Origin of the sequence: Streptomyces sp. NPDC050264, from assembly GCF_040655895.1 — a bacterium.
Lineage (GTDB): Bacteria > Actinomycetota > Actinomycetes > Streptomycetales > Streptomycetaceae > Streptomyces.
Map to the genome: position 1 here is coordinate 77,052 of NZ_JBFAKV010000016.1, position 22,932 is coordinate 99,983.

General features: G+C 69.9%; 16 protein-coding genes and 1 pseudogene. 9 read left to right on the forward strand and 8 right to left on the reverse strand.

Annotated features, from left to right (window positions below; translation table 11 throughout):
• Window positions 1-32 precede the first annotated feature (32 nt).
• From AB0J02_RS26695 to AB0J02_RS26715, 5 genes and pseudogenes are all read left to right on the forward strand, one after another.
• Window positions 33-1,088 (forward strand): annotated as a pseudogene (locus tag AB0J02_RS26695) (hypothetical protein); the annotation flags it as partial.
• 246 nt (window positions 1,089-1,334) lie between these two features.
• Window positions 1,335-1,538 carry an SPOR domain-containing protein gene (locus tag AB0J02_RS26700; protein ID WP_363196307.1) on the forward strand — a complete coding sequence of 68 codons (204 nt, stop codon included), beginning with the start codon at window positions 1,335-1,337 and terminating at the stop codon, window positions 1,536-1,538.
• Window positions 1,539-1,559: 21 nt separating this feature from the next.
• Window positions 1,560-1,976 (forward strand): (deoxy)nucleoside triphosphate pyrophosphohydrolase, encoded by a 417-nt coding sequence (locus tag AB0J02_RS26705; RefSeq protein ID WP_363196308.1) that lies wholly within the window; start codon window positions 1,560-1,562, stop codon window positions 1,974-1,976.
• Window positions 1,977-2,154: 178 nt separating this feature from the next.
• A complete protein-coding gene (locus AB0J02_RS26710; RefSeq protein ID WP_363196309.1) occupies window positions 2,155-2,571 on the forward strand; it encodes an ATP-binding protein in 417 nt (138 codons plus the stop codon).
• A 167-nt stretch (window positions 2,572-2,738) separates the two neighbouring features.
• Entirely contained in the window at window positions 2,739-5,411 is a 2,673-nt protein-coding gene (locus tag AB0J02_RS26715) for a SpoIIE family protein phosphatase (protein ID WP_363196310.1), read from the forward strand.
• 35 nt (window positions 5,412-5,446) lie between these two features.
• Here AB0J02_RS26715 and AB0J02_RS26720 read toward each other — a convergent pair whose 3' ends face one another.
• The 8 genes from AB0J02_RS26720 to AB0J02_RS26755 all read right to left on the reverse strand — a co-directional run bounded on the left by AB0J02_RS26720 (window position 5,447) and on the right by AB0J02_RS26755 (window position 14,187).
• The gene (locus tag AB0J02_RS26720; RefSeq protein WP_363196311.1) at window positions 5,447-6,157 is read right to left on the reverse strand and encodes a PspA/IM30 family protein; all 711 of its coding nucleotides are present in this window, start codon (window positions 6,155-6,157) and stop codon (window positions 5,447-5,449) included.
• Between the two features lie 71 nt (window positions 6,158-6,228).
• Window positions 6,229-8,265, reverse strand: coding sequence for a TPM domain-containing protein (locus AB0J02_RS26725; RefSeq protein ID WP_363196403.1), 2,037 nt, complete (start codon window positions 8,263-8,265; stop codon window positions 6,229-6,231).
• A 403-nt stretch (window positions 8,266-8,668) separates the two neighbouring features.
• On the reverse strand, window positions 8,669-9,325 hold the full coding sequence (locus AB0J02_RS26730; RefSeq protein WP_363196312.1) for an aminoglycoside phosphotransferase family protein: 657 nt from the start codon (window positions 9,323-9,325) through the stop codon (window positions 8,669-8,671).
• Window positions 9,310-10,245 carry a hypothetical protein gene (locus AB0J02_RS26735; RefSeq protein ID WP_363196313.1) on the reverse strand — a complete coding sequence of 312 codons (936 nt, stop codon included), beginning with the start codon at window positions 10,243-10,245 and terminating at the stop codon, window positions 9,310-9,312. The genes AB0J02_RS26730 and AB0J02_RS26735 overlap by 16 nt, the downstream gene beginning before the upstream one ends.
• 35 nt (window positions 10,246-10,280) lie before the next feature.
• Window positions 10,281-11,054: a succinate dehydrogenase/fumarate reductase iron-sulfur subunit gene (locus AB0J02_RS26740; protein WP_363196314.1), complete on the reverse strand. Its 774-nt coding sequence runs from the start codon at window positions 11,052-11,054 to the stop codon at window positions 10,281-10,283.
• Window positions 11,051-13,003, reverse strand: coding sequence for a fumarate reductase/succinate dehydrogenase flavoprotein subunit (locus tag AB0J02_RS26745; RefSeq protein ID WP_363196315.1), 1,953 nt, complete (start codon window positions 13,001-13,003; stop codon window positions 11,051-11,053). Before AB0J02_RS26745 ends, AB0J02_RS26740 begins: the two co-directional genes overlap by 4 nt.
• Before the next feature lie 16 nt (window positions 13,004-13,019).
• Window positions 13,020-13,859: a hypothetical protein gene (locus tag AB0J02_RS26750; RefSeq protein ID WP_363196316.1), complete on the reverse strand. Its 840-nt coding sequence runs from the start codon at window positions 13,857-13,859 to the stop codon at window positions 13,020-13,022.
• 34 nt (window positions 13,860-13,893) lie between these two features.
• Window positions 13,894-14,187, reverse strand: a complete 294-nt coding sequence (locus AB0J02_RS26755; protein ID WP_363196317.1) for a hypothetical protein — start codon at window positions 14,185-14,187, stop codon at window positions 13,894-13,896.
• 408 nt (window positions 14,188-14,595) lie between these two features.
• Between AB0J02_RS26755 and AB0J02_RS26760 the strand changes: the two genes are divergently transcribed.
• The 4 genes from AB0J02_RS26760 (at window position 14,596) to AB0J02_RS26775 (ending at window position 22,853) form a co-directional block, all read left to right on the forward strand.
• The gene (locus AB0J02_RS26760; protein WP_363196318.1) at window positions 14,596-16,914 is read left to right on the forward strand and encodes an ABC transporter family substrate-binding protein; all 2,319 of its coding nucleotides are present in this window, start codon (window positions 14,596-14,598) and stop codon (window positions 16,912-16,914) included.
• Window positions 16,915-17,186: 272 nt separating this feature from the next.
• Window positions 17,187-19,094 carry a translational GTPase TypA gene (typA, locus tag AB0J02_RS26765; RefSeq protein WP_363196319.1) on the forward strand — a complete coding sequence of 636 codons (1,908 nt, stop codon included), beginning with the start codon at window positions 17,187-17,189 and terminating at the stop codon, window positions 19,092-19,094.
• Between the two features lie 824 nt (window positions 19,095-19,918).
• Window positions 19,919-20,950, forward strand: a complete 1,032-nt coding sequence (locus AB0J02_RS26770) for an ABC transporter permease (protein WP_363196320.1) — start codon at window positions 19,919-19,921, stop codon at window positions 20,948-20,950.
• Window positions 20,951-21,056: 106 nt separating this feature from the next.
• A complete protein-coding gene (locus AB0J02_RS26775) occupies window positions 21,057-22,853 on the forward strand; it encodes an ABC transporter substrate-binding protein (protein ID WP_363196321.1) in 1,797 nt (598 codons plus the stop codon).
• Window positions 22,854-22,932: the final 79 nt, after the last annotated feature.

Here is a 22,932-nt window from a genome sequence, read left to right on the forward strand (position 1 = left end):
GAGGTGCTGTCTCCTTCGGGGAGTTCACGCATTTCGGCGGTACCGAGGGCGCGGGCGGCGGTTTCGACTGGATCGGCCTCGGGCTCGGTACCGGCGCGGCGCTCTCGCTCATCGCGCAGATCGGGGAACAGGCCGGCTATTTGCACTTCATGCCCGCAAAGACGGAGACGAACAGGAAGCGATGGAATCCGGCCGTCCTCGCCGCGGGGCCGGGCTGGGTGATCATCGGCGCGGCCAGGCGACTGGGCGGGGCGCTGCTCGCTTTCGTGGCGCTGGGGGCCGTGGGTACGACGCATGCGCTGGAGCCGATCGCCCCACAGGTGGAGGCGCTGAAGCCCTGGCAGGGTTCGGTGGCGCTGCCGGTCGCCGCGCTGTTCGTCGTCGTGTCGCAGATCAAGATCAACCTCACGAACGCGTACAGCGGCTCGCTGTCGTGGTCGAACCTCCTCTCCCGGGTGACCCACCGTCACCCGGGGCGGGTCTGGTACGTCTTCCTCAACCTCGCCATCGCGCTGACGCTGATGGAGATGAACACGTTCGCCGCGCTGAACAAGCTGCTCGGCTTCTCCTCGAACGTCGGCATCGCCTGCATCGCGACTGTCGCCGCCGACCTCGTCATCAACAAGCGGGTGGGCTGGAGCCCCGAGTACATCGAGTTCAAGCGCGCGTATCTGTACGCCGTGAACCCGGCGGGGTCCGGGTCGATGGTGATCGCGTCGGTGGTCTCGATCCTGGCCTTCTTCGGGCTCTTCGGTGACTGCGCGGAGGCGTGCTCGACCGTCATCGCGGCCGGCCCGGCGCTGGTCCTGTGCCCGCTGATCGCCTGGGCGACGAAGGGCAAGTACTACCTGGCCCGCCCGAACCCGGTGAACGGCCCGGACGTCGACGTGCCGGACGTCACCGCGACCCATACGGGCGGCATCTGCGAAACCGCGTACGAACTTTCCGACATGGCGGACTGCCCCGTCCGGGCCGGTCCGATCTGCTCGCTGCGCTGCTCCCTGGACGCGGAGTGCGACGACGCCTGTACGAAGCGGCCGACGGGGGAGCCGGTGCTGATGCCGATAGCGGCGGTTCGCGTGGGCTGAAACAGCAGCTCAGAGGGGCCAGAGGGCGCATCTGTGCGGATGCGCCCCCTTGTTGTGCGCACGGCGGATGCGCGACTGTGCTCAAGAGGTGTCACCCCGGTGGCTTGTTGCGTATCTCTTTGTGCTAATCCGTATTCGCTCCGTAAAGGTCAGGCGTAGGCTTGGGCATATGCGGATTGCGGTTTCCTCAAAACGCTTAGGGGGCGGGGCACCATGCGAGCCGGAGTCGGGGAGTGGAGGGGCGCGATGACTGACAGCACGACCACACTTCCGTGGCTCGTCATACGCGAGGACGACAACGGCAACCGCTACCGCGTCGGGCGGTACGCGACCAGGGCCGAGGCCCAGCGCATGGCCGACAGCCTCGACGACCGCGGGCACAAGCAGCTGTACTGGGTCGAGCGTCTCGCCCAGGGTCCGGGCCCGGGACAGAACGGCGCGGTGCGCTGACGGAGCCGTAGGCTCCGGCACATGCCCACTGCACCCTCTGCGTCCGAACCGATCGTGGTGGTCGCCGCCGCCCTGTACGACGATGCGGGCCGCCTCCTGGCCGCGCGACGGAGCGCGCCCCCCGAGCTGGCCGGCCGCTGGGAACTACCCGGCGGCAAGGTGGAGCCGGGAGAGGTCCCCGAGCACGCTCTGGTGCGCGAGCTGCGCGAAGAGCTGGGCGTCACGTCCGACCCCGTCGACCGGGTGCCGGGCGAGTGGCCCCTGAAACCCGGCTACGTGCTGCGAGTGTGGCGCACCCGCCTCCTCTCCGGCGTCCCGGCCCCGCTGCAGGACCACGACGAACTCCGCTGGCTGACGCCCGACGAGATCTGGTCAGTCGATTGGCTGGATCAGGACGTTCCCGCGGTGAAGGAGACGCTCGCGCGACGGACACCGTGACCCTGCTGGAGTTCTCAAACCTGGACCGGCGCACAGGTGCGTTTCCCGCGAACCGGATGAGCCGCGCGTACGCCGTCTGTACCACCGCACCCCCATCAACGCGATAGCACCGCGCCACGTACGGGTATATGCCGATTAACCCTCTGAAACCGGGCAGACCTCTTTGCGGGCCAGGGAAGTGATCGGCGTGCTCCACACCGACGGCGACTACGCCGAGTGGGCTTTCCCCGCCGACCCGACGGCGGTGCGCAGGGCCCGTGCGGCGGTCCGGGCGCAGCTCGACGACTGGGGTCTCCAAGAACTCGGGGATGTGACGACGCTGCTGGTCAGCGAGCTGGTGACCAACTCCTTGCGGTATGCCTCGGGCCCGATCGGAGTGTGCCTGTTCCGCTCGGCGGGCCCCGACGGCGCCCTCCTCGTGGAGGTCTCCGACCCGCTGCCCGACCCGCCGCGGGCCCGCGCCGCCGCCCCCGACGACGAGGGCGGCCGGGGTCTGCAATTGGTGGCGGGCGCCTCGCGGCGCTGGGGCACGAGACCGGGGGACACTCGGACGGGTGGCAAAACCGTGTGGTTCGAGCTGGCTCTGCCTGGTTAGACGAGGGATCAGAGCAGCGCGTGTGGGTCGCCGTGTGTGGGCGTACCTGCACCCTGGGTACGGAAACAATCGGCCCCGGCGGGCCAAAAAGCGTCGGGAGCGTGGTGTGATCGTGAACACCGTGTTGTGCGGCTCCGTAGTGCTGGATACTGCGGGCAGCCGCCCCGGTGACCGGTGCCGGACGTGGTGAGCTGGAGGGGACGGTTCGCGTGAGCGAGATACCAGCGAAGGCCCAGGTGTCCGGGGGTCGCCCGGACACGGCGTCGACGCGGGATGCGGACCGCACGCCGCACGACGGGAGAAGGTCGGGTGCGGTCGACGGCTGGCAGTCCAGTCCGCCCGGTTCGATCTATGACTACATCAAGGTCGCTTCCTTCTCGATCGGGCCCGACGGGCTGATCGACCAGTGGAGCAAGCGGGCCGCGCGCGTCTTCGGCGTCACGCCCGAGGAGGCCGTGGGCAAGGATCCGATCGAGGCGTTCGTGCCCGCCGATCTCCGCGAGCGCGGGTACCGCAAGATGGCGGAGATCCTGGACGGCCGGGAGTGGACGGGCACGGTCCCGTTCCGGATGCCGCCCGCGAACGATGCCGAGGTGTCGGGGGACAGGCCGGCCGGCCGCGCCGAGGTCTATGTGATGCCGACGACCACCGAGGCCGGCGAGCGTGCCGCGGTCTGCATCGTGGTGGACGTACGGACCCTGCGGCGCATCGAAACGGACCTTGCCGCCTCGCAGGCGATTTTCGGTCAATCGCCTTTCGGCTTCCTGCTGTTCGACACCGACCTCACGGTGCGGCGCACCAACCGCACGTTCGCCGCGGTCTTCGGCGGACAGACGGACGACCACCGCGGCCGCACCGTCCACGACTACCTGCCGCGCCACGAGGCCGACCGGGTGCAGGGCGCGCTGCGCCGGGTCCTGGAGAGCGGCGACGCCGTCACCGACATGCAGCTGGTGGGGACCGCGCCGGACTCGTCCGAGCGGCGCCACTGGTCCGTCAACCTCTACCGCGTGCACAGCGGTTCGGGCCGGCCCATCGGCGTCGCCGGGCTCGCCACCGACGTCACCCGGCGGCACGCCGCCGCCCGCGAGGCCGCGCACGCCCGCCGCAACCTGGCGCTCCTGAACGAGGCGGGCGCCCGCATCGGCAACTCCCTGGACCTGGAGACGACCTCCAGGGAACTCCTCGACGTCGTCGTCCCGGGCTTCTGCGACCTGGCCTCCGTCGACCTGTACCAGGGGCTGCTCGCGGGCGACGAGGCGGCGCTGAGCAGCCACAGCCTCGCCGACGGCAGCGCCGAGCTGCGCCGGGTCGCCGCCGCGAGCGCCGTCGCCGACGTGCCCTTCCTCGACCTGGGCGGCGAGGAACCCGTCAGCGTGGGCGCGGTGCACCGCTTCCCGTTCAACTCGCCCTGCGCGGACGCCCTGCGCACCGCGCGCCCCCAACTGCTCCCCGCCGAACCGGGCAACCTCGTACGCTCCACGCTCGCGGTGCCGATGGTCGCGCACGACACGGTCGTCGGGCTCGTGCAGTTCTCCCGCACGAAGGGCAGCGAACCGTTCAACGAGCGGGACCGGGCGCTCGCGGTGGAGCTGGCCGCACGTGCCGCGGTCTGTATCGACAACGCGCGCCTGTACCGCCGTGAGCACGAGCGCGCCCTGATACTGCAGCGCTCGCTCCTGCCGCCCGACAACCCCGAGGCGTCCGGCCTCGACATCGCCTGCCGCTACCTGCCGGGCAACGCGGCGACGGAGGTCGGCGGCGACTGGTTCGACGTCATCGAACTGCCCGGACACCGCACCGCGTTGGTCATCGGCGACGTCATGGGGCGCGGCCTGCGCGCCGCCGTCGCCATGGGTGAACTCCGTACGGCCGTCAGGACCCTGGCCCTGCTCGATCTCGAACCGGCCGAGGTGCTCAGCGCGTTGGACGAGATCGCGCGCGGCCTCGGCACGCCCGGCGGTGTCCAGCAGGCGACCCGCTCGGCCCGCAGCAAGCCGTCCGACGCCGACCTGTCCGAGGTCTACCTCGCCACCTGCGTCTACGCGGTCTACGACGCCGTCACGCGGCGTTGCACCTTCGCCAACGCGGGCCACCTGCCACCCGTACTCGTCGAACCCGGTGAGGGCGCGCTCATGCTCGACGTGCCGCCCGGAATGCCGCTCGGCGTGGGCGGGGAGCCGTTCGAGGAGGTGGAGGTCGAACTGCCGGACGGCTCGCTCCTCGCCCTCTACACGGACGGCCTGGTCGAGTCCCGCGACCACCCCCTGGACGAGGGACTCTCCGCGTTCCGTGCCGTGCTCGACGACCCGGCACCGGCCCTGGAGGACGTCTGCGACCACGTCCTCACCACCCTCGACACACACCACGGCGAGGACGACATCGCCCTGCTCATGGCCCGCATCCAAGGGCTGCCGAGCGAGAACGTCGGCGACTGGACGCTGCCGCGCGAGCCGAAGTCCGTGGGCCTCGCCCGCGAACTGGCCCGCGCCCAGCTGACCGCCTTCGACCTCGAACCCCTCGTGGACACCACCGAGTTGCTCGTCAGCGAGCTCGTCACCAACGCCCTGCGGTACGGCGAGGGCGAGATCAGGCTCCGGCTGCTGCTCGACCGCACGCTGGTGTGCGAGGTGTGGGACGCGGGGCTCGTGCAGCCGCGCCGCCGCCGCGCCCGGGACACCGACGAGGGCGGCCGCGGCCTCCAGCTCGTCGGCCTGCTCAGCGCCGCCTGGGGCTCGCGCCGTACACCGCGCGGCAAGACCGTCTGGTTCGAACTCGCCCTGCCCGACGGGGACACGGGAATAGCGGACCCGACGGAGGCGCTGCTCAGCCTCTTCTGACGCCCCCGAGTCCGCGGTGCCACGAGTCCGGGGCGCTATGCGCCCTTGAGCGCGGCGAGCCGCGCCTCGATCTCGGCGGAGTCCCCCAGCGAGTCCAGCTGCTCGAACTGTGCGTCCAGCGAGGAGTCGGCCAGCTCCTGCTTGCCGAGAGCCTTGGCCTCCTCGCGGCGCACCTTCTCCTCGAAGCGGTTCAGCTCGCTCGTGGGGTCGAGGACGTTGATGTTCTTCGCGGCGTCCATCATCTGGTTCTGCGCCTGCGCGGTCTTCGCGCGGGCCACCAACTGGTCGCGCTTGGCCTGCAGTTCACCCAGCTTCGTCTTCATCTGGTCGAGCCCCGACTTCAGCTTGTCGACCACCTCGGTCTGCGAGCGAATCGTCGGCTCGGCGTCCTTCGCCTCCTTCTCGGACCGCAGCTGCCGCCCGAGCGCGACCTTCGCGAGGCTGTCGAACTTGTCGGCCTCCGCCGCGGTCCCGCCGGCCCGCAGCTCGTCCGCCTTCTTGCTGGCGGCGAGCGCCTTCGTGCCCCACTCGGCGGCCGCGTCCACGTCCTCCTTGTGATCCTGCTCCATCATCCGCAGGTTGCCGATGGTGGTCGACACGGCGTCCTCGGCCTCCCGGATGTTGTTCGTGTAGTCGCGGATGAGCTGGTCGATCATCTTCTGCGGGTCCTCGGCGTTGTCGAGCAGCGCGTTGATGTTCGCCTTCGCGAGGGTGGCGACCCGGCTGAAAATCGTCTGCTTCGTCATGATCAAGTCCTCCGGTACATGGGTCCATGGGTGACGCGGCGCCGTGATCGGTACTCGTCGGCGCGCGCTGGTCAGAAACGTCCGCCGCCGCCTCTGCGGCCACGGGTCCCGCCGCCGCCGAAGCTGCCGGGCCCGCCCCCGCCGCCGAACCCGCCGCGCCCGCCGCCGCCCATGCCGCCGCGCCCCCCGCCGCCGAGGATCTGGCCGAGGAGGATCCCGCCGAGCACGGCGCCGCCCGAACCGCCGCCGCCGCGCCCGCCGCCTCCGTATGGATTGCCGTACGAGCGCACGTCCCGCTCGGCGAGCGACTGCGCCTGCCGGGCCAGCGCGTCGGCCTGCTGGGCCTCGGTGAGCGCCGCCGCCGGATCGCTCTCCTCGGCGCCCTGCGCGTCGGCCAGATGCCGCTGGGCCTCCGCGAGCCGGGTGCGGGCCTCGCTGCCGACGGCGCCGCGGTGGGTCGTGATGAAGTCGGCCGCGGCGCCGGTGCTGCTGCGGGCGGCGAGCAGCGCCTGCCCGAGGAGTGAGCGGGCGCGCGTGGTGCCCGACTCCCGCTCCCGTGCGGCCGCGAGCGCCTCGTCGAGCGCCGCGTCCGCCTCCTCCACACGGCGCAGCGCGTCGATCGGGTCGTACGGGCCCGCGGCCGTCTCCTCGCGTACGTCGCCGACGACGGACTCGGCGCGGGCGATGCGGCCCCGCAGATCCGCGGTCGGGACGCCCCGCGCGGTGCCTTCGAGCAGGCCGCGGGCGTCCGCGAGATCCGCCTCGGACTCGGTGAGCGCGGCCGGCAACTTCTCCTGCGCCTCGGCCAGTTCACCCGCCAGGCGCTCGACCGCGGCGACGAACGTGCCGGCCTGGTCGACGGCGCCCTCGGCGGCCCGCAGGTGGACGGCGGCCTTGCCGTTGTCGCCCGCGTCGACGGACTGGCGGGCCTGGTCGAGATGGGTCGTGGCGAACACGAGGCGGTCCTTGGCCTGCTCGATGTGGCCGGCGACGGAGCCGAGCGCGGCGGGCGCGTACCGCGTGCCGAGCGCGGTGAGGGTGTCCTGCGCGCGGCTCGTCTGCGCCGTCAGCTCGCGGAAGGCCCGTTCGGCGTTGGCGAGCGCCTCGGGCGCCGACTGCTCCAGGGAGCGCAGCCGGTCGAAGTCCCCGGACTCCTGATCGAGCCGGCGCCCGGCCTCGGAGCAGCGGCTGACAATTTCTTCGAGCATCCGCCGCTTCGTCGGATCGTCCTCGGGAAAGGCGTCGTCGAGTTGCTGGCGCAGCTTGAACGCCGCCGTCAGCTCCGTCTGCGCGTACGCGAGCGTCTCACTGAACGGCTTGACCGCCTCCTCCCCGAACTGGGCGGTCGCGAAGCCGAGTTCCTCGGTACTGGTGCGCACCGCGTCATCGGTCTCCACCAGGAGATGCCTGGCCTGCTGGTCGAGTTCGGGAAGCGGGGTGACCTGCGGCTGCCCCCAGCCACGGGCTTTCCCGCCGGGAGTGGTGCGTTCGCTCACGCGCCGCTTGCGCCGGGTGTACGAGTACGCGGCCAGGGCGCCCGCGGCGCCGACGGCGATGACGGGGAGCACCAGGTCGCCGGTGCCGGTCCCGGCGCTGTCGTCGCTCGCGCCGGGGTCGGCGGCGCCCGGCGTCACCGTCGGGGTGGGCACGGCCCGGCCCGCGACGACGGCGTCGATCCCGTTCGCCGCGCCGATCGCGGCCCCGGCCCAGTCGTTCCTGCGCAGCGCCGGCTCCACAGCGGTCCCCGCGATCTGCTGGATCTGGGCGTCGGTGAGCCGGGAGTCCTGGTCGACCGAGAGCGCGTACTGCCGGTCGTGCGTGGCGACGGCGAGGAGTACGTCGTTGAGGCCGAGGCCGTTCTTGTCGGCGGTGGCGTCGGCCCAGTCCTGCGCGGAGCGCCCGGAGAAGTCCCGTACGTAGGTGACGAAGAGCTGGATGCCGTGCGCGTCGTCAAGATCGCCGAGCGCGGAGACGACGGCGTCCTCACGGTCCCCGAGGGCGCCCACCTTGTCGGTGATCTGGCCTGTACGGGACAGGGTGACCGGATCGTCGGCATGGACGGATGCGGCGGGCAGCAGCAGCCAGAGCAGCGCGAGAAGCGCGACCACTGCGGTCCGCGCGGCTATCGGTACCGGGCGGGGGCGGCTCTCGGACGGGGGCACATTTGGGAGCGTATGTCCGGATCAAAGGTGCCGCGACCGGGACCGCCCCCACAGCGCCCGGGGCCGCGACACCGGTCCGCGTCCCGGGTTCCCGGAGCGAGGGCTCGAAACGCCGCGAAGCCTGCGGACCCCGGCGCCGGATCCCGAGGTGACGTAAGCGTCGCAGGCCGGGGTATGTGCGCGCAGCACAGTTCACGCGGTAGCGGTCCCCGAAGCGTTCGGCGATGCCATCGAGATGGCGAGCACGGACATACCCCGGGCGGCACCGGCCCCACCCGCACACCTACCGAAGCGAAACGGAAAGCCGCCAACGAGGCAAGGACGGCCGCCCTCCCTTCAAGGCGTGCACCTACCGACTCAACAGCCACCGAACGTGAGCCACCGCCGCCCCCAGTCGCCGCTTCTCCTCCGCGCTGAGCGTCGGATTGGCCGCGCGGCGAGCACCCGCCTCGTCGAGAGCGCCGTCCACCCCCGGCACCGGCTCGGTGAGAAGTGCCGCGAGGGCCACCCGCACCGGCTCCGCCTCCGCCCGCCCCGGCTCCACGGCGACCTCAGCGAGAATCAGCGCGGACACCGCCCAGTCCAGCGCGGGCGCCCCCTCCTCGGCGTTCGCCCAGTCGATCACCATGGGCCCGTGCGCGGTACGGATGACGTTTTCCGGGTGCAGGTCAAGATGCAGTACGTGCCCACCCGGCCGAGCGGGAACGGCATGCAACTCCCTCAGCAGAAAGCCGAGTTCATGCCCCGCCTCCGTCGGATCGACCTCACCGCGCAACACCGCGTCCGCCTGAGTCGGCCCGTCGAGCCGCTCCATGACCAGGTCGCTGTGCGGCAGCCCCGCGTCGGGACGCACACGCGGCGCCGGATAGCCGTGATCGCGTACGTACGTCATGACCGCGGCCTCGGCCCGTGCGTCGAGGCCGTCGCGGTGGCGCCGCAGTACCCAGGCGTCGTCGAGGGCGTAGACGTCGGCGGTGCGGCCGCGGCCCATCAGGTCCAGGACCACAGCAAGAGTTTCGGCAGTTCGGTCGTGCGGTCCTGGTCGCCCGGCCGGAGGCCGGATTTCGTGCTGTTCTTCCAGGACATGGAGACGACGGGGGCGTCGCCGTCGCCGATCGTCACCTTCGAGCCGGCGAACCGCTCGTCCGGGGCCGTCTTCGTGCGCAGCTTCCCGGCGATCTTCTCGGCGCTCTTCTTCGAGGTGGTCAGCGCGCAGAGCTTCTCGGTCGACGCGGAGCCGTCCGCCCGGCCGCCGATGCCGAGCAGCGTGACGCCCTGCTTGCGGAACTCGGAGCGCTTTCCGTACAGCGTGGCCTCGTACACGTCGTCGCCCAGGCATCCGACGACCGCTTGGTACGCGGCGTCGTCCGCGACGGATTCGTCGGGCGGGTCCAGGGGAAGCGTGGGTCCGTCGTCGAGCCACTTCGTGACGCGCGCGGTGCCGGACACGTCGAAGGTGGCTTGCCCCTGCTTGCGCAGACGTACGCCGTCGTCGGCGCTGTCCGACGCCCGGTAGCCGTCCTTCTCCATGGCGTCGCGTGCCGCGCTCACGTCGAACGTCCCGGTCAGCCGCTGGGCCTGGCCGCTGCCCAGTTGGAGCGCTGTGCGGACGTCGCCCGCCTCGAAGCCGTACGAGTCCTTCACGGACGCGACGCTCCCCGGCCGGCCGGTCAACTCCCAGACCCCGTATCCGTCGAGGCCCTGGTACAGCGTCTTGTCCGCGGCGAGGAGCCGCCGCGCGGTGGGCACGTCGCGGTACGTCATGGGCTGTTCGGCCGCCGACGCGGGCACGCCGGACAGCGCCGAGGTCAGTCCGGTGTCGTCGCCCGCCCTGCCCCCGTCGTCCTGCGTCCCACAGCCCGCGACGCCGGCTCCGAGTACCCCGACGAGCGCCGGCACCACGAACCTCTTGATCGTCATCCCCATGCGCGGCAGTCTGGCACGCGCACGTCACGGCCCGGCTACGGCGACGACCTCCGCCGGATCTTGTTGCCCAGCCACACCACCGGATCGTACTTACGGTCAACTGCCCTTTCCTTCAGGGGAATCAGCGCGTTGTCCGTGATCTTGATGTGCTCGGGGCACACCTCCGAACAGCACTTGGTGATGTTGCAGTAGCCGAGCCCGTGCTCGTCCTGGGCGGTCCGTTTCCGGTCGAGCCCGCTCTCGGCGGCCGCGTCCAGCGGGTGCATGTCGAGTTCGGCGACGCGCATCAGGAAGCGCGGGCCCGCGAAGGCCGCCTTGTTCTCCTCGTGGTCGCGCACCACATGGCACGTGTCCTGGCACAGGAAGCACTCGATGCACTTGCGGAACTCCTGCGAGCGGTCGACGTCCTCCTGCATCATCCGGTACTCGCCGGGCCCGACACCGGACGGCGGCACGAACGAGGGGACCTCGCGCGCCTTCGTGTAGTTGAACCCGACGTCGGTCACCAGGTCCCGGACCACCGGGAACGCGCGCAGCGGCGTCACCGTGATGACGTCGTCCCGTTCGAAGACGGACATCCGCGTCATGCACATCAGCCGTGGCCGCCCGTTGATCTCGGCGGAGCACGAACCGCACTTGCCCGCCTTGCAGTTCCACCGCACCGCGAGGTCGGGGGCCTGGGTCGCCTGCAGGCGGTGGATGATGTCGAGGACGACCTCGCCGTCGTTCACCTCGACGTCGAAATCCTCCAGGTCACCGCCGCCGGTGTCCCCGCGCCACACCTTGAAGCGGGCCTCATACGCGCTCACTCGTACAGCTCCTCTTCGGCCAGGTACTTGACCAGCTCCTCTTTCTCGAAGAGGGCCAGCAGGTCGGGACGGACGGGTTCGGTGGTCTCGCGTACGAGACTGATCTGGCCGCGGACCGGATCGGTGGCCGCGAGCCCTCCGCTCGGGTCTCGGAGCCGGCAGAGCAGATTGACCCGGCGCCACTCCCGGTCCATCGCCGGATGGTCCTCGCGGGTGTGGCCGCCGCGCGACTCCTGGCGCTCCAGGGCGGCCCGCGCGACGCACTCGCTGACCAGCAGCATGTTGCGCAGATCGAGGGCGAGGTGCCAGCCCGGGTTGAACTGCCGGTGCCCCTCGACCCCGGCCCGGCGCGCCCGCACCCGCAGCTCCGCGAGCTTGCGCAGCGCCTGCTCCATCTCGGGCTCCCGGCGGATGATGCCGACGAGATCGTTCATCGTCTGCTGGAGTTCCTGGTGCAGGGTGTACGGGTTCTCGGGGACGGTGCCGTCCTCCTGGCCCTCCGCGGAGAAGGGGCGCAGCGCCTCGGCGGCGGCGGTGTCGAGCTGGAGCTCGGCCACGGCGGGGCGGTCCGTCAGGCCCTGGGCGTACGTGGCCGCGTGCAGACCGGCGCGCCGGCCGAACACCAGCAGGTCGGAGAGGGAATTGCCGCCGAGCCGGTTCGATCCGTGCATGCCGCCGGCCACCTCGCCGGCCGCGAACAGGCCGGGCACGCCGCGGGACGCCGCCGTGTCCGAGTCGACGGCGATGCCGCCCATCACGTAGTGGCAGGTGGGGCCGACCTCCATCGCCTCGGCGGTGATGTCGACGTCCGCCAGCTCCTTGAACTGGTGGTACATGGAGGGGAGCCGGCGCCGGATGACCTCGGCGGGCATCCGCGTCGAGACATCCAGGAACACGCCGCCGTGCGGAGAGCCGCGGCCCGCTTTGACCTCGGCGTTGATGGCACGGGCGACCTCGTCGCGCGGCAGCAGTTCAGGGGGGCGCCGATTGGTGTCGGGGTCCTCGTACCAGCGGTCGCCCTCGGCCTCCGACTCGGCGTACTTCTCCTTGAACACGTCCGGGATGTAGTCGAACATGAAGCGTTTGCCGTCGGAGTTCCTGAGCACTCCGCCGTCACCGCGGACCGATTCCGTGACGAGGATGCCCTTCACGGACGGCGGCCAGACCATTCCGGTCGGGTGGAACTGCACGAACTCCATGTTGAGCAGCGGCGCGCCCGCGAGGAGCGCCAGCGCGTGGCCGTCGCCCGTGTACTCCCAGGAGTTCGACGTCACCTTGAAGGACTTGCCGATGCCGCCGGTGGCCAGGACCACGCTCGGCGCCTCCAGCACGAAGAAGCGGCCGCTCTCGCGCTCGTAGCAGAACGCGCCGGAGACCCGCCCGGAGCCCTCGCCGCCGAGGTCGCCCCCGTCCTTCAACACCCGTGTGACGGTGCACTCCTGAAAGACCTTCAGGCGCGCCTCGTAATCGCCGAACTCCGCCTTGTCCTGCTGCTGGAGCTGGACGATCTTCTGCTGGAGGGTGCGGATGAGTTCGAGCCCCGTACGGTCGCCGACGTGGGCGAGGCGCGGGTACTCGTGCCCGCCGAAGTTGCGCTGCGAGATCCGGCCGTCCCCGGTGCGGTCGAAGAGAGCGCCCCACGTCTCCAACTCCCATACCCGCTCCGGAGCCTCCTGCGCGTGCAGCTCCGCCATCCGCCACTGGTTGAGGAACTTGCCGCCGCGCATCGTGTCGCGGAAGTGGACCTGCCAGTTGTCCCCGGAGTTCACATTGCCCATGGCGGCCGCGATGCCGCCCTCCGCCATCACCGTGTGGGCCTTGCCGAACAGGGACTTGCAGATCACCGCGGTACGCGCGCCCCGCTCGCGCGCCTCGATCGCGGCCCGCAGTCCGGCGCCCCCGGCGCCCACCACGACAACATCCCACTGCTGCCGCTCCACCACACTCATCGATGAGCTCCCACCATTAGAAGAACCGCGGATCGTCGAAGGCGCCGGACGCGACCAGGTACACGTAGAAGTCGGCGAGCGCCACACTCACCAACGAGGCCCAGGCGAGCAGCATGTGACGGCCGTTCAGCTTGCCCACCCAGCCCCAGAGGCGGTAGCGCACCGGGTGCTTCGAGAAGTGCTTGAGGCGGCCGCCGACGATGTGCCGGCACGAGTGGCAGGAGATCGTGTACGCCCAGATCAGCGTGATGTTCAGCAGGAACACCAGGGTGCCGAGACCCATGTGACCCCACGCGTAGTGCTCGTCGCGGAAGGCGAGCACGGTGTCGTAGCTGAGGATGCAGGCCACGAGCACGGCCGCGTAGAAGAAGTACCGGTGGATGTTCTGGAGGATGAGCGGAAAGCGGGTCTCGCCGCTGTACGTCTTGTGCGGCTCGGCCACCGCGCAGGCCGGCGGCGACGCCCAGAAGCCGCGGTAATAGGCCTTGCGGTAGTAGTAGCAGGTCAGCCGGAAACCGAGCGGGAAGATCAGGATCAGCAGGGCGGGGGAGAGGCCCCACCAGGAGCCGAAGATCTCCCAGTTGGGTCCGTGCCGCATCGGTTCGCAGTTCTGCGCGACGCACGGCGAGTAGAACGGTGAGACGTACGGGGCCGCGTAGTAGTCGGCGTTGGCGAAGGCCCGCCACGTCGAGTAGACGACGAAGGCGAACAGGCCCGCAGCGGTCGCGGCCGGGGCCAGCCACCAGCGATCCGTGCGCAGATGGGGCGCGGCGATCGCGGCACGCGTCCGGCCTCGGACGCCGGTGCCGCTCTTGGTGTGGGGTTCGGTGCTGGTGGGTTCGGTGCCGGTGGCCAACGAATCCTCCGCTCGAAGGGACGGGGTGAGTGCGTCAGGGGGCGTGCCTGTTCTGTACGCCGAGCCCCTCGTCGTCCGAGTCGGTCCACAGGGAGCTGTCGTACGGGGTGTCGGGGATCGGCACGAGGCCCTGCGGACGGAGCGGGGTCCCGGGCTCCGTGGCGGTGGCCGACGCGCGCAGCAGGGCCACGCTCTCGCGCAGGTGGTCGGTGTCGGCGCGGACCCGGCGCAGGTCCGGGCCGCCGAGCGGGGGCTGCAGCCGCCCCACGGCCCGGGCGAGATCGTCGACGCAGCGCTGAATGACCGTCAGGTCGTCGTTCAGGGACATGACTTGCCTCGCTTCCGCTGGTGCGGCGGAGATGCTCATGCGCCTGCGAGTGTCGCGCGTCACATTGCCGTTTGTGAAGGCCGCGGCGCGGATTGTGGGGGCGCGCTTGTTCGTGCGCCCCCCTTCGGCGCGGGTCTCGCCTGTCCAGCGGGGTGGTCGGGCTCGGGCCGGCGGCCGCGACCCGGTGGGGGTTGCCCGCGCAGTTCCCCGCGCCCACCGGCTCGCGGCCGGACACGACCGCAGGCGCCGCCCCGGAGGAATTGGGCCGCACGGGTGGCATCAAGGGCGCGCCCCGACGTGTCGCCACCTCCCGGAGGGTCCGGCCCGCTATCCCTGGGCGATAGATGTGATCAGCGACATATACGGCCAAACGTGATCAACCGGCCCGCACCGGAGGTAGACGCCGAGATGCACCCCAACCCCAGGCGCCCAGGCGCAGCCACCCGCTCGGCCGCGTTCCTCGTGAGCGGTGCGCTCGCCGTGACCGCCCTCGCGGGGTGCGGCTCCGACGACGAGGCGGGTGCTCCCGCCGCCGGTCAGGACATCGCGCCCGCCACCCGCGACCAGCTCAAGGACGGCGGCAGTCTGCGCTGGGCGATCGACGACGTGCCGCAGACCCTCAACTCCTTCCAGGCGGACGCCGACGCGGCCACCGGCCGGATCACCGGCGCCGTGCTGCCGTCGATGTTCCGGATCGACGCGCAGGGGCGCCCGCAGCGCGACGCCGACTACCTGGAGAAGGCCGACGTCATCGAGACGGAGCCCAAGCAGGTCGTCCTGTACAAGCTGAACCAGCAGGCCGTCTGGAGCGACGGCCGCGAGATCGGCGCCCCCGACTTCGCCGCGCAGTGGCGTGCCCTGTCCGGCAAGGACAGCGCGTACTGGACCGCGCACAACGCGGGCTACGACCGCATCGAGAAGATCGAGCGCGGCGCCAACGACCTGGAGGTCCGGGTCACGTTCGCCAAGCCGTACGCGGACTGGCGCTCCCTGTTCTCGCCGCTGTACCCCAAGGACGTCACGGGGACGCCGGACAACTTCAACGAGGGCGCCCGCCGCAAGCTCAAGGTCACCGCGGGCCCCTTCGCCCTCGACTCGGTCGACCGGGACGCCAAAAAGGTCACCCTCGACCGCAACCCGCGCTGGTGGGGCCGCCCCGCCAAGCTCGACAAGCTCGTCCTCACCGCGGTGCCGCGCTCCGAGCGGGCCGCCGCCCTCGCCGCCGACCGGCTCGACCTGGCCGACGTCGACACGGGCGGTGCCGACCGGCTCGCGTACGCCGACCGCGACCAGGGCACCTCGGGCCCGCTCGCCCACGGCCCCGGCGCCGCCCTCACCCCCGGCAAGGCGCTGCGCTCCTGGGCGATCGCGCACGGCGACGACGAGGAGGCGGCGGACGAGGAGATCGCCGCGCGCAAGAAGACGCGTCGGGCGATCAAGAAGTACGCCGAGGAGCAGGCGAACCTGCACGGTTTCCAGCTCCGCAAGTCCCTCGAACCGGCCTACACGCAACTCGCGCTGAACGGCGCCTCGGGCCCGCTCGCCGACGAGCGCGTGCGCCGTGCCGTGGCCCGCGCCCTCGACCGCACCGCGCTCGCCGAGGCGGCCCTCAAGCCGCTCGGCCTGCCGGTCACCACCGTCGGCAACCACCTCGCCCTGGCCGGGCAGTCCGCGTACTCCGACAACAGCAACGCGCTCGGCGACCAGGACACCGCCGAGGCGCAGGCGCTGCTCGCCGAGGCGGGCTGGGTGCCCGGCGGGCCGGTCAAGGAGAAGAAGGAGAAGCCGAAGACGGCGGGCAGCGAGGCCGACCGCGCGGCGGACTCGCAGGACTCGCAGGATGCCGGCGAGGGCACGTACATCGTGGGCGAGGACGACAAGCCCGCCGATCACGCGCCGCAGCTGCTCGCCCCGGGCCGGGTCGCCGCGGCCCAGTACGCCGCGCTGCTGCGCCAGGCCGACGCCGTGAAGCTGCGCGGCGCCGACAAGGAGAAGAAGAAGCACCCGCGCAAGAAGAGCGGCGAGAAGAAGCACTCCGACCGCAGCGAGCGCGCCGCCGGGAGCCTCGGGAACGAGGCCAGGCGGATCTCGAAGGGCGGCGCCCCCGGCGCGTACGCCCCGATGGGCACCGCCGCCCCGGCCGGCGCCGCCGCGGGCGCGCTCGCCAAGGACGGCAAGCCGCTCACGCTGCGCTTCGTTCTCCCCTCCGGCCAGGGCTCCGAGCAGCTGCGCGCCGTCGCCGACCGGATCACGCAGATGCTGCAGAAGATCGGCGTGCGCACGGATGTCACGAAGGTCGACGACGAGAGCTACTTCAAGGACCACATCGCGTCCGGCGAGTACGACCTCGCGCTCTACTCGTGGCCGGCCTCCGCCTACCCGGCCACCGACGGCCGCCCCATCTACGCCAAGCCGGTCCCGGCCGCCGACGGCTCGCTCACCGTCGAGCAGAACTACACGCGGGTCGGCACCGACCACATCGACCAGCTCTTCGACCAGGCCCTGGGCGAGCTCGACGCCGACGAGGAACGCTCCCTGGTGAAGCAGGCCGACGCCCAGATCTGGGCCGCTGCAGGATCGATTCCGCTCTACCAGCGCCCCGAGCTGGTGGCGGCCAGGCCGAACCTCGCCAACGCCGGCGCCTTCGGCTTCCAGGAGCCCGAGTACGAGGACATCGGCTACCTGAAGAAGGGCGCAGCACCCTCCTCGGAGCCGTCGCGGAAGTAGCGCGCGGAAAGCACCGTCAGGATTCCTTAGCTCAGATCCAGCTCAACTCCCTTGCCCGCGGGACTGCCCTGCGGGCAAGGTTCGTTCTACCCATTGACCTGCAGTTTCTTTCGAACGACCACTGTTCCGGAGCCTCCCCTACAGGCCCGGAAGCGCCCCCACCCGTTGAGCCACGTACCATGGGGTGAGGCCGTGGCGTGTCCAGCCCGGCAGGGCGCGCGTATCACTGATGTACGCGCAGCCGTCCACTCACTCCGGGAGTACGCCGCAATATGGCCACGCGCCACGACATCCGAAACGTCGCCATCGTCGCTCACGTCGACCACGGCAAGACGACCATCGTCGACGCCATGCTCAAGCAGGCCGGCTCCTTCGCCGCGCACGCCGCCGAGTCCCTCGACGATCGCATGATGGACTCGAATGACCTGGAGCGTGAGAAGGGCATCACGATCCTCGCCAAGAACACGGCGGTGAAGTACCACCCGAAGGATGGCGGAGACGTCATCACGATCAACATCATCGACACCCCGGGCCACGCCGACTTCGGTGGTGAGGTCGAGCGTGGTCTGTCGATGGTCGACGCCGTGGTCCTGCTCGTGGACGCCTCCGAGGGGCCGCTCCCGCAGACCCGCTTCGTGCTGCGCAAGGCGCTCCAGCAGCGCCTGCCCGTCATCCTGTGCATCAACAAGACGGACCGCCCCGACTCGCGTATCGACGAGGTCGTCAACGAGACGTACGACCTCTTCCTCGACCTGGACGCCGACGAGGACCAGATCGAGTTCCCGATCGTCTACGCGTGCGGCCGTGACGGCATCGCGTCGCTGACCAAGCCGGCCGACGGCACGGTCCCGGCGGACTCCACCAGCCTGGAGCCGTTCTTCTCCACGATCCTGGAGTCCGTCCCGGCTCCGACGTTCGACGAGGCGGCGCCGCTCCAGGCGCACGTCACGAACCTGGACGCCGACAACTTCCTCGGCCGTATCGCGCTGCTGCGCGTCGAGCAGGGCGAGCTGCGCAAGGGCCAGACCGTGGCCTGGATCAAGCGCGACGGCACGATCCAGAACGTCCGCATCACCGAGCTGATGATGACCGAGGCGCTCACCCGCAAGCCCGCCGAGATGGCGGGCCCGGGCGACATCTGTGCCGTGGCCGGTATCCCCGACATCATGATCGGCGAGACCCTCGCCGACCCGGAGAACCCGATCGCGCTGCCGCTGATCACGGTCGACCAGCCGGCCATCTCCATGACCATCGGCACCAACACCTCGCCGCTGGTCGGCCGCGGTGGCACGGGCAAGGGCGCGGCCGCCAAGTCCGCCGTCAAGGACCGCAAGGTCACCGCCCGCCAGGTCAAGGACCGCCTCGACAAGGAACTCGTCGGCAACGTCTCGCTCCGCGTCCTGGACACCGAGCGCCCGGACGCCTGGGAGGTGCAGGGCCGCGGTGAGCTGGCCCTGGCGATCCTGGTCGAGCAGATGCGCCGCGAGGGCTTCGAGCTGACCATCGGCAAGCCGCAGGTGGTCACGCAGGAGATCGACGGCAAGACGCACGAGCCCGTCGAGCGCCTCACGGTCGACGTCCCCGAGGAGCACATGGGCGCGGTCACGCAGCTCATGGGCATCCGCAAGGGCCGCATGGACAACATGTCGAACCACGGCTCCGGCTGGGTCCGTATGGAGTTCGTGGTGCCGTCCCGCGGCCTCATCGGCTTCCGTACGGAGTTCCTGACGAACACCCGCGGTACGGGTATCGCCCACTCGATCCACGAGGGTCACGAGCCCTGGTTCGGCACGCTGACGACCCGTAACAACGGCTCGCTCGTCGCGGACCGCGCCGGCGCCGTCACCGGGTTCGCGATGACGAACCTTCAGGAGCGCGGCGTGCTGTTCACCGACCCCGGCACCGAGGTGTACGAGGGCATGATCGTCGGCGAGAACTCGCGCGCCGACGACATGGACGTGAACATCACCAAGGAGAAGAAGCTCACCAACATGCGCTCCGCCTCCGCCGACTCCTTCGAGGCGATCGTCCCGCCCCGCAAGCTGTCCCTGGAGCAGTCCCTGGAGTTCTGCCGCGACGACGAGTGCGTCGAGGTGACCCCGGAGGCCGTCCGCATCCGCAAGGTCGTCCTGGACCAGAAGGAGCGCGGCCGCTCCGCCTCGCGCGCCAAGCACAACTGACGCGCCTGACACGCCCCTGAACGACGCGTGGAGCCCGGTTCCCCCCGAGGGGGTGCCGGGCTCTGCGCGTTGGCGCTAATCTGCCCCTGTCGGCGCGGGTCGACGCGGGTAGACATGGGTGGGCGCGAGGTGACGATGCCGGGTCAGGTGTCGCCCAACAAAGGGTCAAAAACGCTCCCGGCGCAAGTGATTAAGTCCACCCAGGTGTCCGTTATCCGGGCACCGGTGGTCGATAGATATGTAACACGTCCGTTTCGTGACCCTCTATCTCGGATCTGTTTGTCCGGATTTTGGGAGATGTACGCATCAGGTGTGATCGAACCGAGACCAAAAGAGTGTGGTCGGCGAAGGCTGCGTGGCTAATAGTTGACGGCGTAGAGCTCGGGTCAATGGGTCACGCGCTGTGGGGAGCGTCGACTCGCGAGCACACTGGGGCACTTGAATCCTCGCCGTCAGGGGTGTCGGCTGGGTGGCTTGTGCCTCCACTTGTAGTGAACAAAGTGGACTCATGAGGAGGAACCCATGCGAGGTGCCACAAGCGCCATATGGGTCGCGTCGTCCCCGATGACAGGTGTTGTAGGTCCCGCGGGCACGTTCGGTCTCGTCCCCGTGCTGGACGAGGTAACGATCCAGCGCCGCGAACGCTCTTGACGGCTCGGTCCGTCGACCGGCCGAGGCCGGGCACGGGCCAGGGTTCCCCAGGGGTGGGTTCACCCCAGTCGTTGTTCCCATCGCGCGCTTCGTATGACGTACGCCGTGCGAGGGCCGTCGGAGTTTCCGGATACCCGGCCGACGACCTCCAACACCTGTGAAATGGACGAATCATGACGAGTCCAATCGAGATTGAGGGCACCGAGACCTCTTCTGCCTTGGACGAAGAGAGCGCGCCGCAGGCTGACGCGAAGGAGCCCAAGAAGCTGGAGGGGCGCAGCCCCGGTCAGCTGATGTGGCGCCGCTTCAAGCGGGACAAGACGGGCATCGTGTCTGCCTTCATTGTCATCTTCTTCTTCCTGATAGCCGCCCTCGCGCCGGTCATCTCGAAGCTGTACGGCAAGGACCCGTACACCTTCTACGGCCAGGACGACCCCACGCTCCTCAACGAGTTCAACCTGCCGGCCGGGCCCAACGGCGGTATGTCGCCGGAGCACTGGTTCGGTATCGACCCGAACTACGGGCGTGACGTCTTCTCGTACCTGCTGTACGGCATGCGGACGTCCCTCTACACCGCCCTCGTCGCCACCATCGGCATGGTCCTGCTGGGCGTCGTGATCGGCCTCGCGGCCGGCTACTTCGGCGGGAAGATCGACTACTGGCTGGGCCGGCTCACCGACTTCATGATGGCGCTGCCCAACCAGCTGTTCATGGTCGCGGCCATGCCCGTCATCGTCACGGTCTTCGTGGCCCCGGACGAGGAGACCCCGGTCTCCGTCCGGTTCTTCGCCATCACCGGCATCATGTGGATGCTCACCTGGATGAGCCTGTCCCGCCTGGTGCGCGCCGTGACGCTCTCCCTGCGTGACCGGGAGTTCGTCGAGGCGGCCAAGGTCGCGGGCGCCTCGCCCTGGCGGATCATCCGCAAGGAACTGCTGCCCAACCTGGTCACCCCGATCATCGTCCAGGGCACGTACCTCCTTCCCAGCACCATCCTCTCGGTCGCCTTCCTCTCCTTCGTCGGCGTCGGATACCAGGACCCCACTCCCGACTGGGGCTTGATGTTCGCCACCGCAGCAAGGATCTACGAGGTGGACCCGACCTACTTGTACTTCCCGGGTGTCGCCATGGTCGTGTTCTTCGTGGCGTTCAACCTTCTCGGTGACTCGGTTCGGGATGCGTTCGATCCCAAGACCGGACGCTGATCCGCGTCACCCAGGGGGACGCTGCCACCCGGGCGCCGGGGGGAATATCCGGATGCGCCAGGCAGCACCAAAGGACCACTACTCACAGGCAGGTGGACTCGACTCCATGAGCATCCTTCGATCGCGCACGGCGCAGGCAACGGTCGCCGCGGCGGCTGTCGGCGCCCTGGCGCTCACCGGTTGCAGCAGCGGCAGCGGCAGCAGCAACAAGCCCGTCGGCAAGACCCAGGAAGACGCGGCGGCACAGGCCAAGCCGGTCGTCATGGGCACCGCCCAGGACTCCGTCGGCCCCGCCAAGGAGGTCGCCGGTGCCAAGAAGGGCGGCACCGCCCAGGTCTACCAGGAGAGCGACTTCTCGCACCTGGACCCGGGCCAGATCTACGTCTCCGACGCCGGTGACCTCGCCAAGCTCCTCTACCGTGGCCTGACCACGTACACCGAGGACGACAAGGGCAACCAGACGGTGGTCGGTGACCTCGCCACCGACCCCGGCAAGATGACGGACGACGGTAAGACCTGGACCTTCACGCTGAAGGACGGCGTCAAGGACCAGAACGGCCACGTCATCACGTCGGCCGACATCCGCCACTCCATAGAGCGGCTGTACGACCCGTTCCTGACGGACGGTCCGACGTACATCCAGACGTGGCTGTCCGGCTCCGGCACCAAGTACCGCAAGGCCTACGGCGGTCCGTACAAGGGCAAGCACCTGCCGGACTCCGTCCTGGCCACGCCGGACGACAAGACCATCGTCTTCCACTTCCTCGCGCCCCACACCGACGTGCCGCAGGCGCTCGCCATGGCCGCGTACAGCGTTGTGCCGGAGAAGACGGACACCAAGCAGAAGTACGACCAGTCCCCGGTCGCCACCGGTCCGTACAAGATCGCCTCGTACAAGCCGGGCAAGAACCTCTCGCTGGTCCGCAACGACCAGTGGGACGCGAAGACGGACCCGGCCCGCCACGCCTACGTGGACGGCTGGAACATCGACTACAACGTCTCCAAGGCCGACCAGACCAAGACGATCCTGGCCGACCGCGGCGAGGCCAAGAACGCCATCATGTTCTCCGGCCAGATCGACGCCACCCAGCTGCAGAAGATCACGAGCGACAAGGCCGTGATGAAGCGCACCGTCCAGGGCTACGCCCCGTACGTGTGGCAGCTGAACATGAACATGGACCGCGTCAAGGACAAGCGTGTCCGTGACGCGATCGCCCTGGCGATCCCGGCCACCGCGGCCGCGCACGCCGACGGTGGTGCCTACGGTGGTGACGCGGCCAACTCGCTGATCTCGCCGGCCACTCCGGGCTACGACAAGTCGTCCGACCTCTTCAACCGGGCCAAGAAGCCGAACGGTGACATCGCCGCGGCGAAGAAGCTCATCGACGAGGCCGGCGCCAAGGGCATGAAGCTCACCTACGGCTACGCCCAGACCGATGTCCGCGTCACCCAGGCGAACCTGATCATCAACAACCTGAAGAAGATCGGGCTCGACATCCAGAAGAAGGACATCGACGCCGCCACCTGGTACGAGCAGATGGGCAAGGTCAAGAACGGCCTTGACCTCTACATGACCGGCTGGGGCCAGGACTGGGCCGACGGCAACACCGTCTTCCCGCCGTCCTACGACGGCAGCGCGATCCAGGACGGTGGCTCCAACTACTCCCACGTGAACGACAAGCACGTGAACTCGGAGATCGCCCGGATCCAGCTGATCGCGGACGCCGCCGAGCGTGCCAAGGAGTACGCGAAGCTGTCCGACTACATCTCGAAGAAGATCAACCCGGCCGCCCCGATCTACTACACCAAGGTGTTCCAGATCGCCGGCTCCAACGTCGGTGGCCTGCGGTACTCGACGGTGACGAGCTACACCGACCCGACCGCGATCTACCTCAAGAAGTAGTCAGCACAAGGCAGTTCCCGGTGGTGAGAACGCGGCGGAGTTCTCACCACCGGGCCGCCGGACCCCCCCTCTCCTGGCC

What these genes read in the sequence shown, in the direction of transcription:
- AB0J02_RS26700 (WP_363196307.1), top strand. Translation starts at nt 1,335, where the DNA reads ATGACTGACAGCACGACCACACTTCCGTGGCTCGTCATACGCGAGGAC.
- AB0J02_RS26705 (WP_363196308.1), top strand. Translation starts at nt 1,560, where the DNA reads ATGCCCACTGCACCCTCTGCGTCCGAACCGATCGTGGTGGTCGCCGCC.
- AB0J02_RS26720 (WP_363196311.1), bottom strand. Translation starts at nt 6,157, where the DNA reads ATGACGAAGCAGACGATTTTCAGCCGGGTCGCCACCCTCGCGAAGGCG.
- AB0J02_RS26735 (WP_363196313.1), bottom strand. Translation starts at nt 10,245, where the DNA reads ATGGGGATGACGATCAAGAGGTTCGTGGTGCCGGCGCTCGTCGGGGTA.
- AB0J02_RS26745 (WP_363196315.1), bottom strand. Translation starts at nt 13,003, where the DNA reads ATGAGTGTGGTGGAGCGGCAGCAGTGGGATGTTGTCGTGGTGGGCGCC.
- AB0J02_RS26755 (WP_363196317.1), bottom strand. Translation starts at nt 14,187, where the DNA reads ATGTCCCTGAACGACGACCTGACGGTCATTCAGCGCTGCGTCGACGAT.
- AB0J02_RS26760 (WP_363196318.1), top strand. Translation starts at nt 14,596, where the DNA reads ATGCACCCCAACCCCAGGCGCCCAGGCGCAGCCACCCGCTCGGCCGCG.
- typA (WP_363196319.1), top strand. Translation starts at nt 17,187, where the DNA reads ATGGCCACGCGCCACGACATCCGAAACGTCGCCATCGTCGCTCACGTC.
- AB0J02_RS26770 (WP_363196320.1), top strand. Translation starts at nt 19,919, where the DNA reads ATGACGAGTCCAATCGAGATTGAGGGCACCGAGACCTCTTCTGCCTTG.
- AB0J02_RS26775 (WP_363196321.1), top strand. Translation starts at nt 21,057, where the DNA reads ATGAGCATCCTTCGATCGCGCACGGCGCAGGCAACGGTCGCCGCGGCG.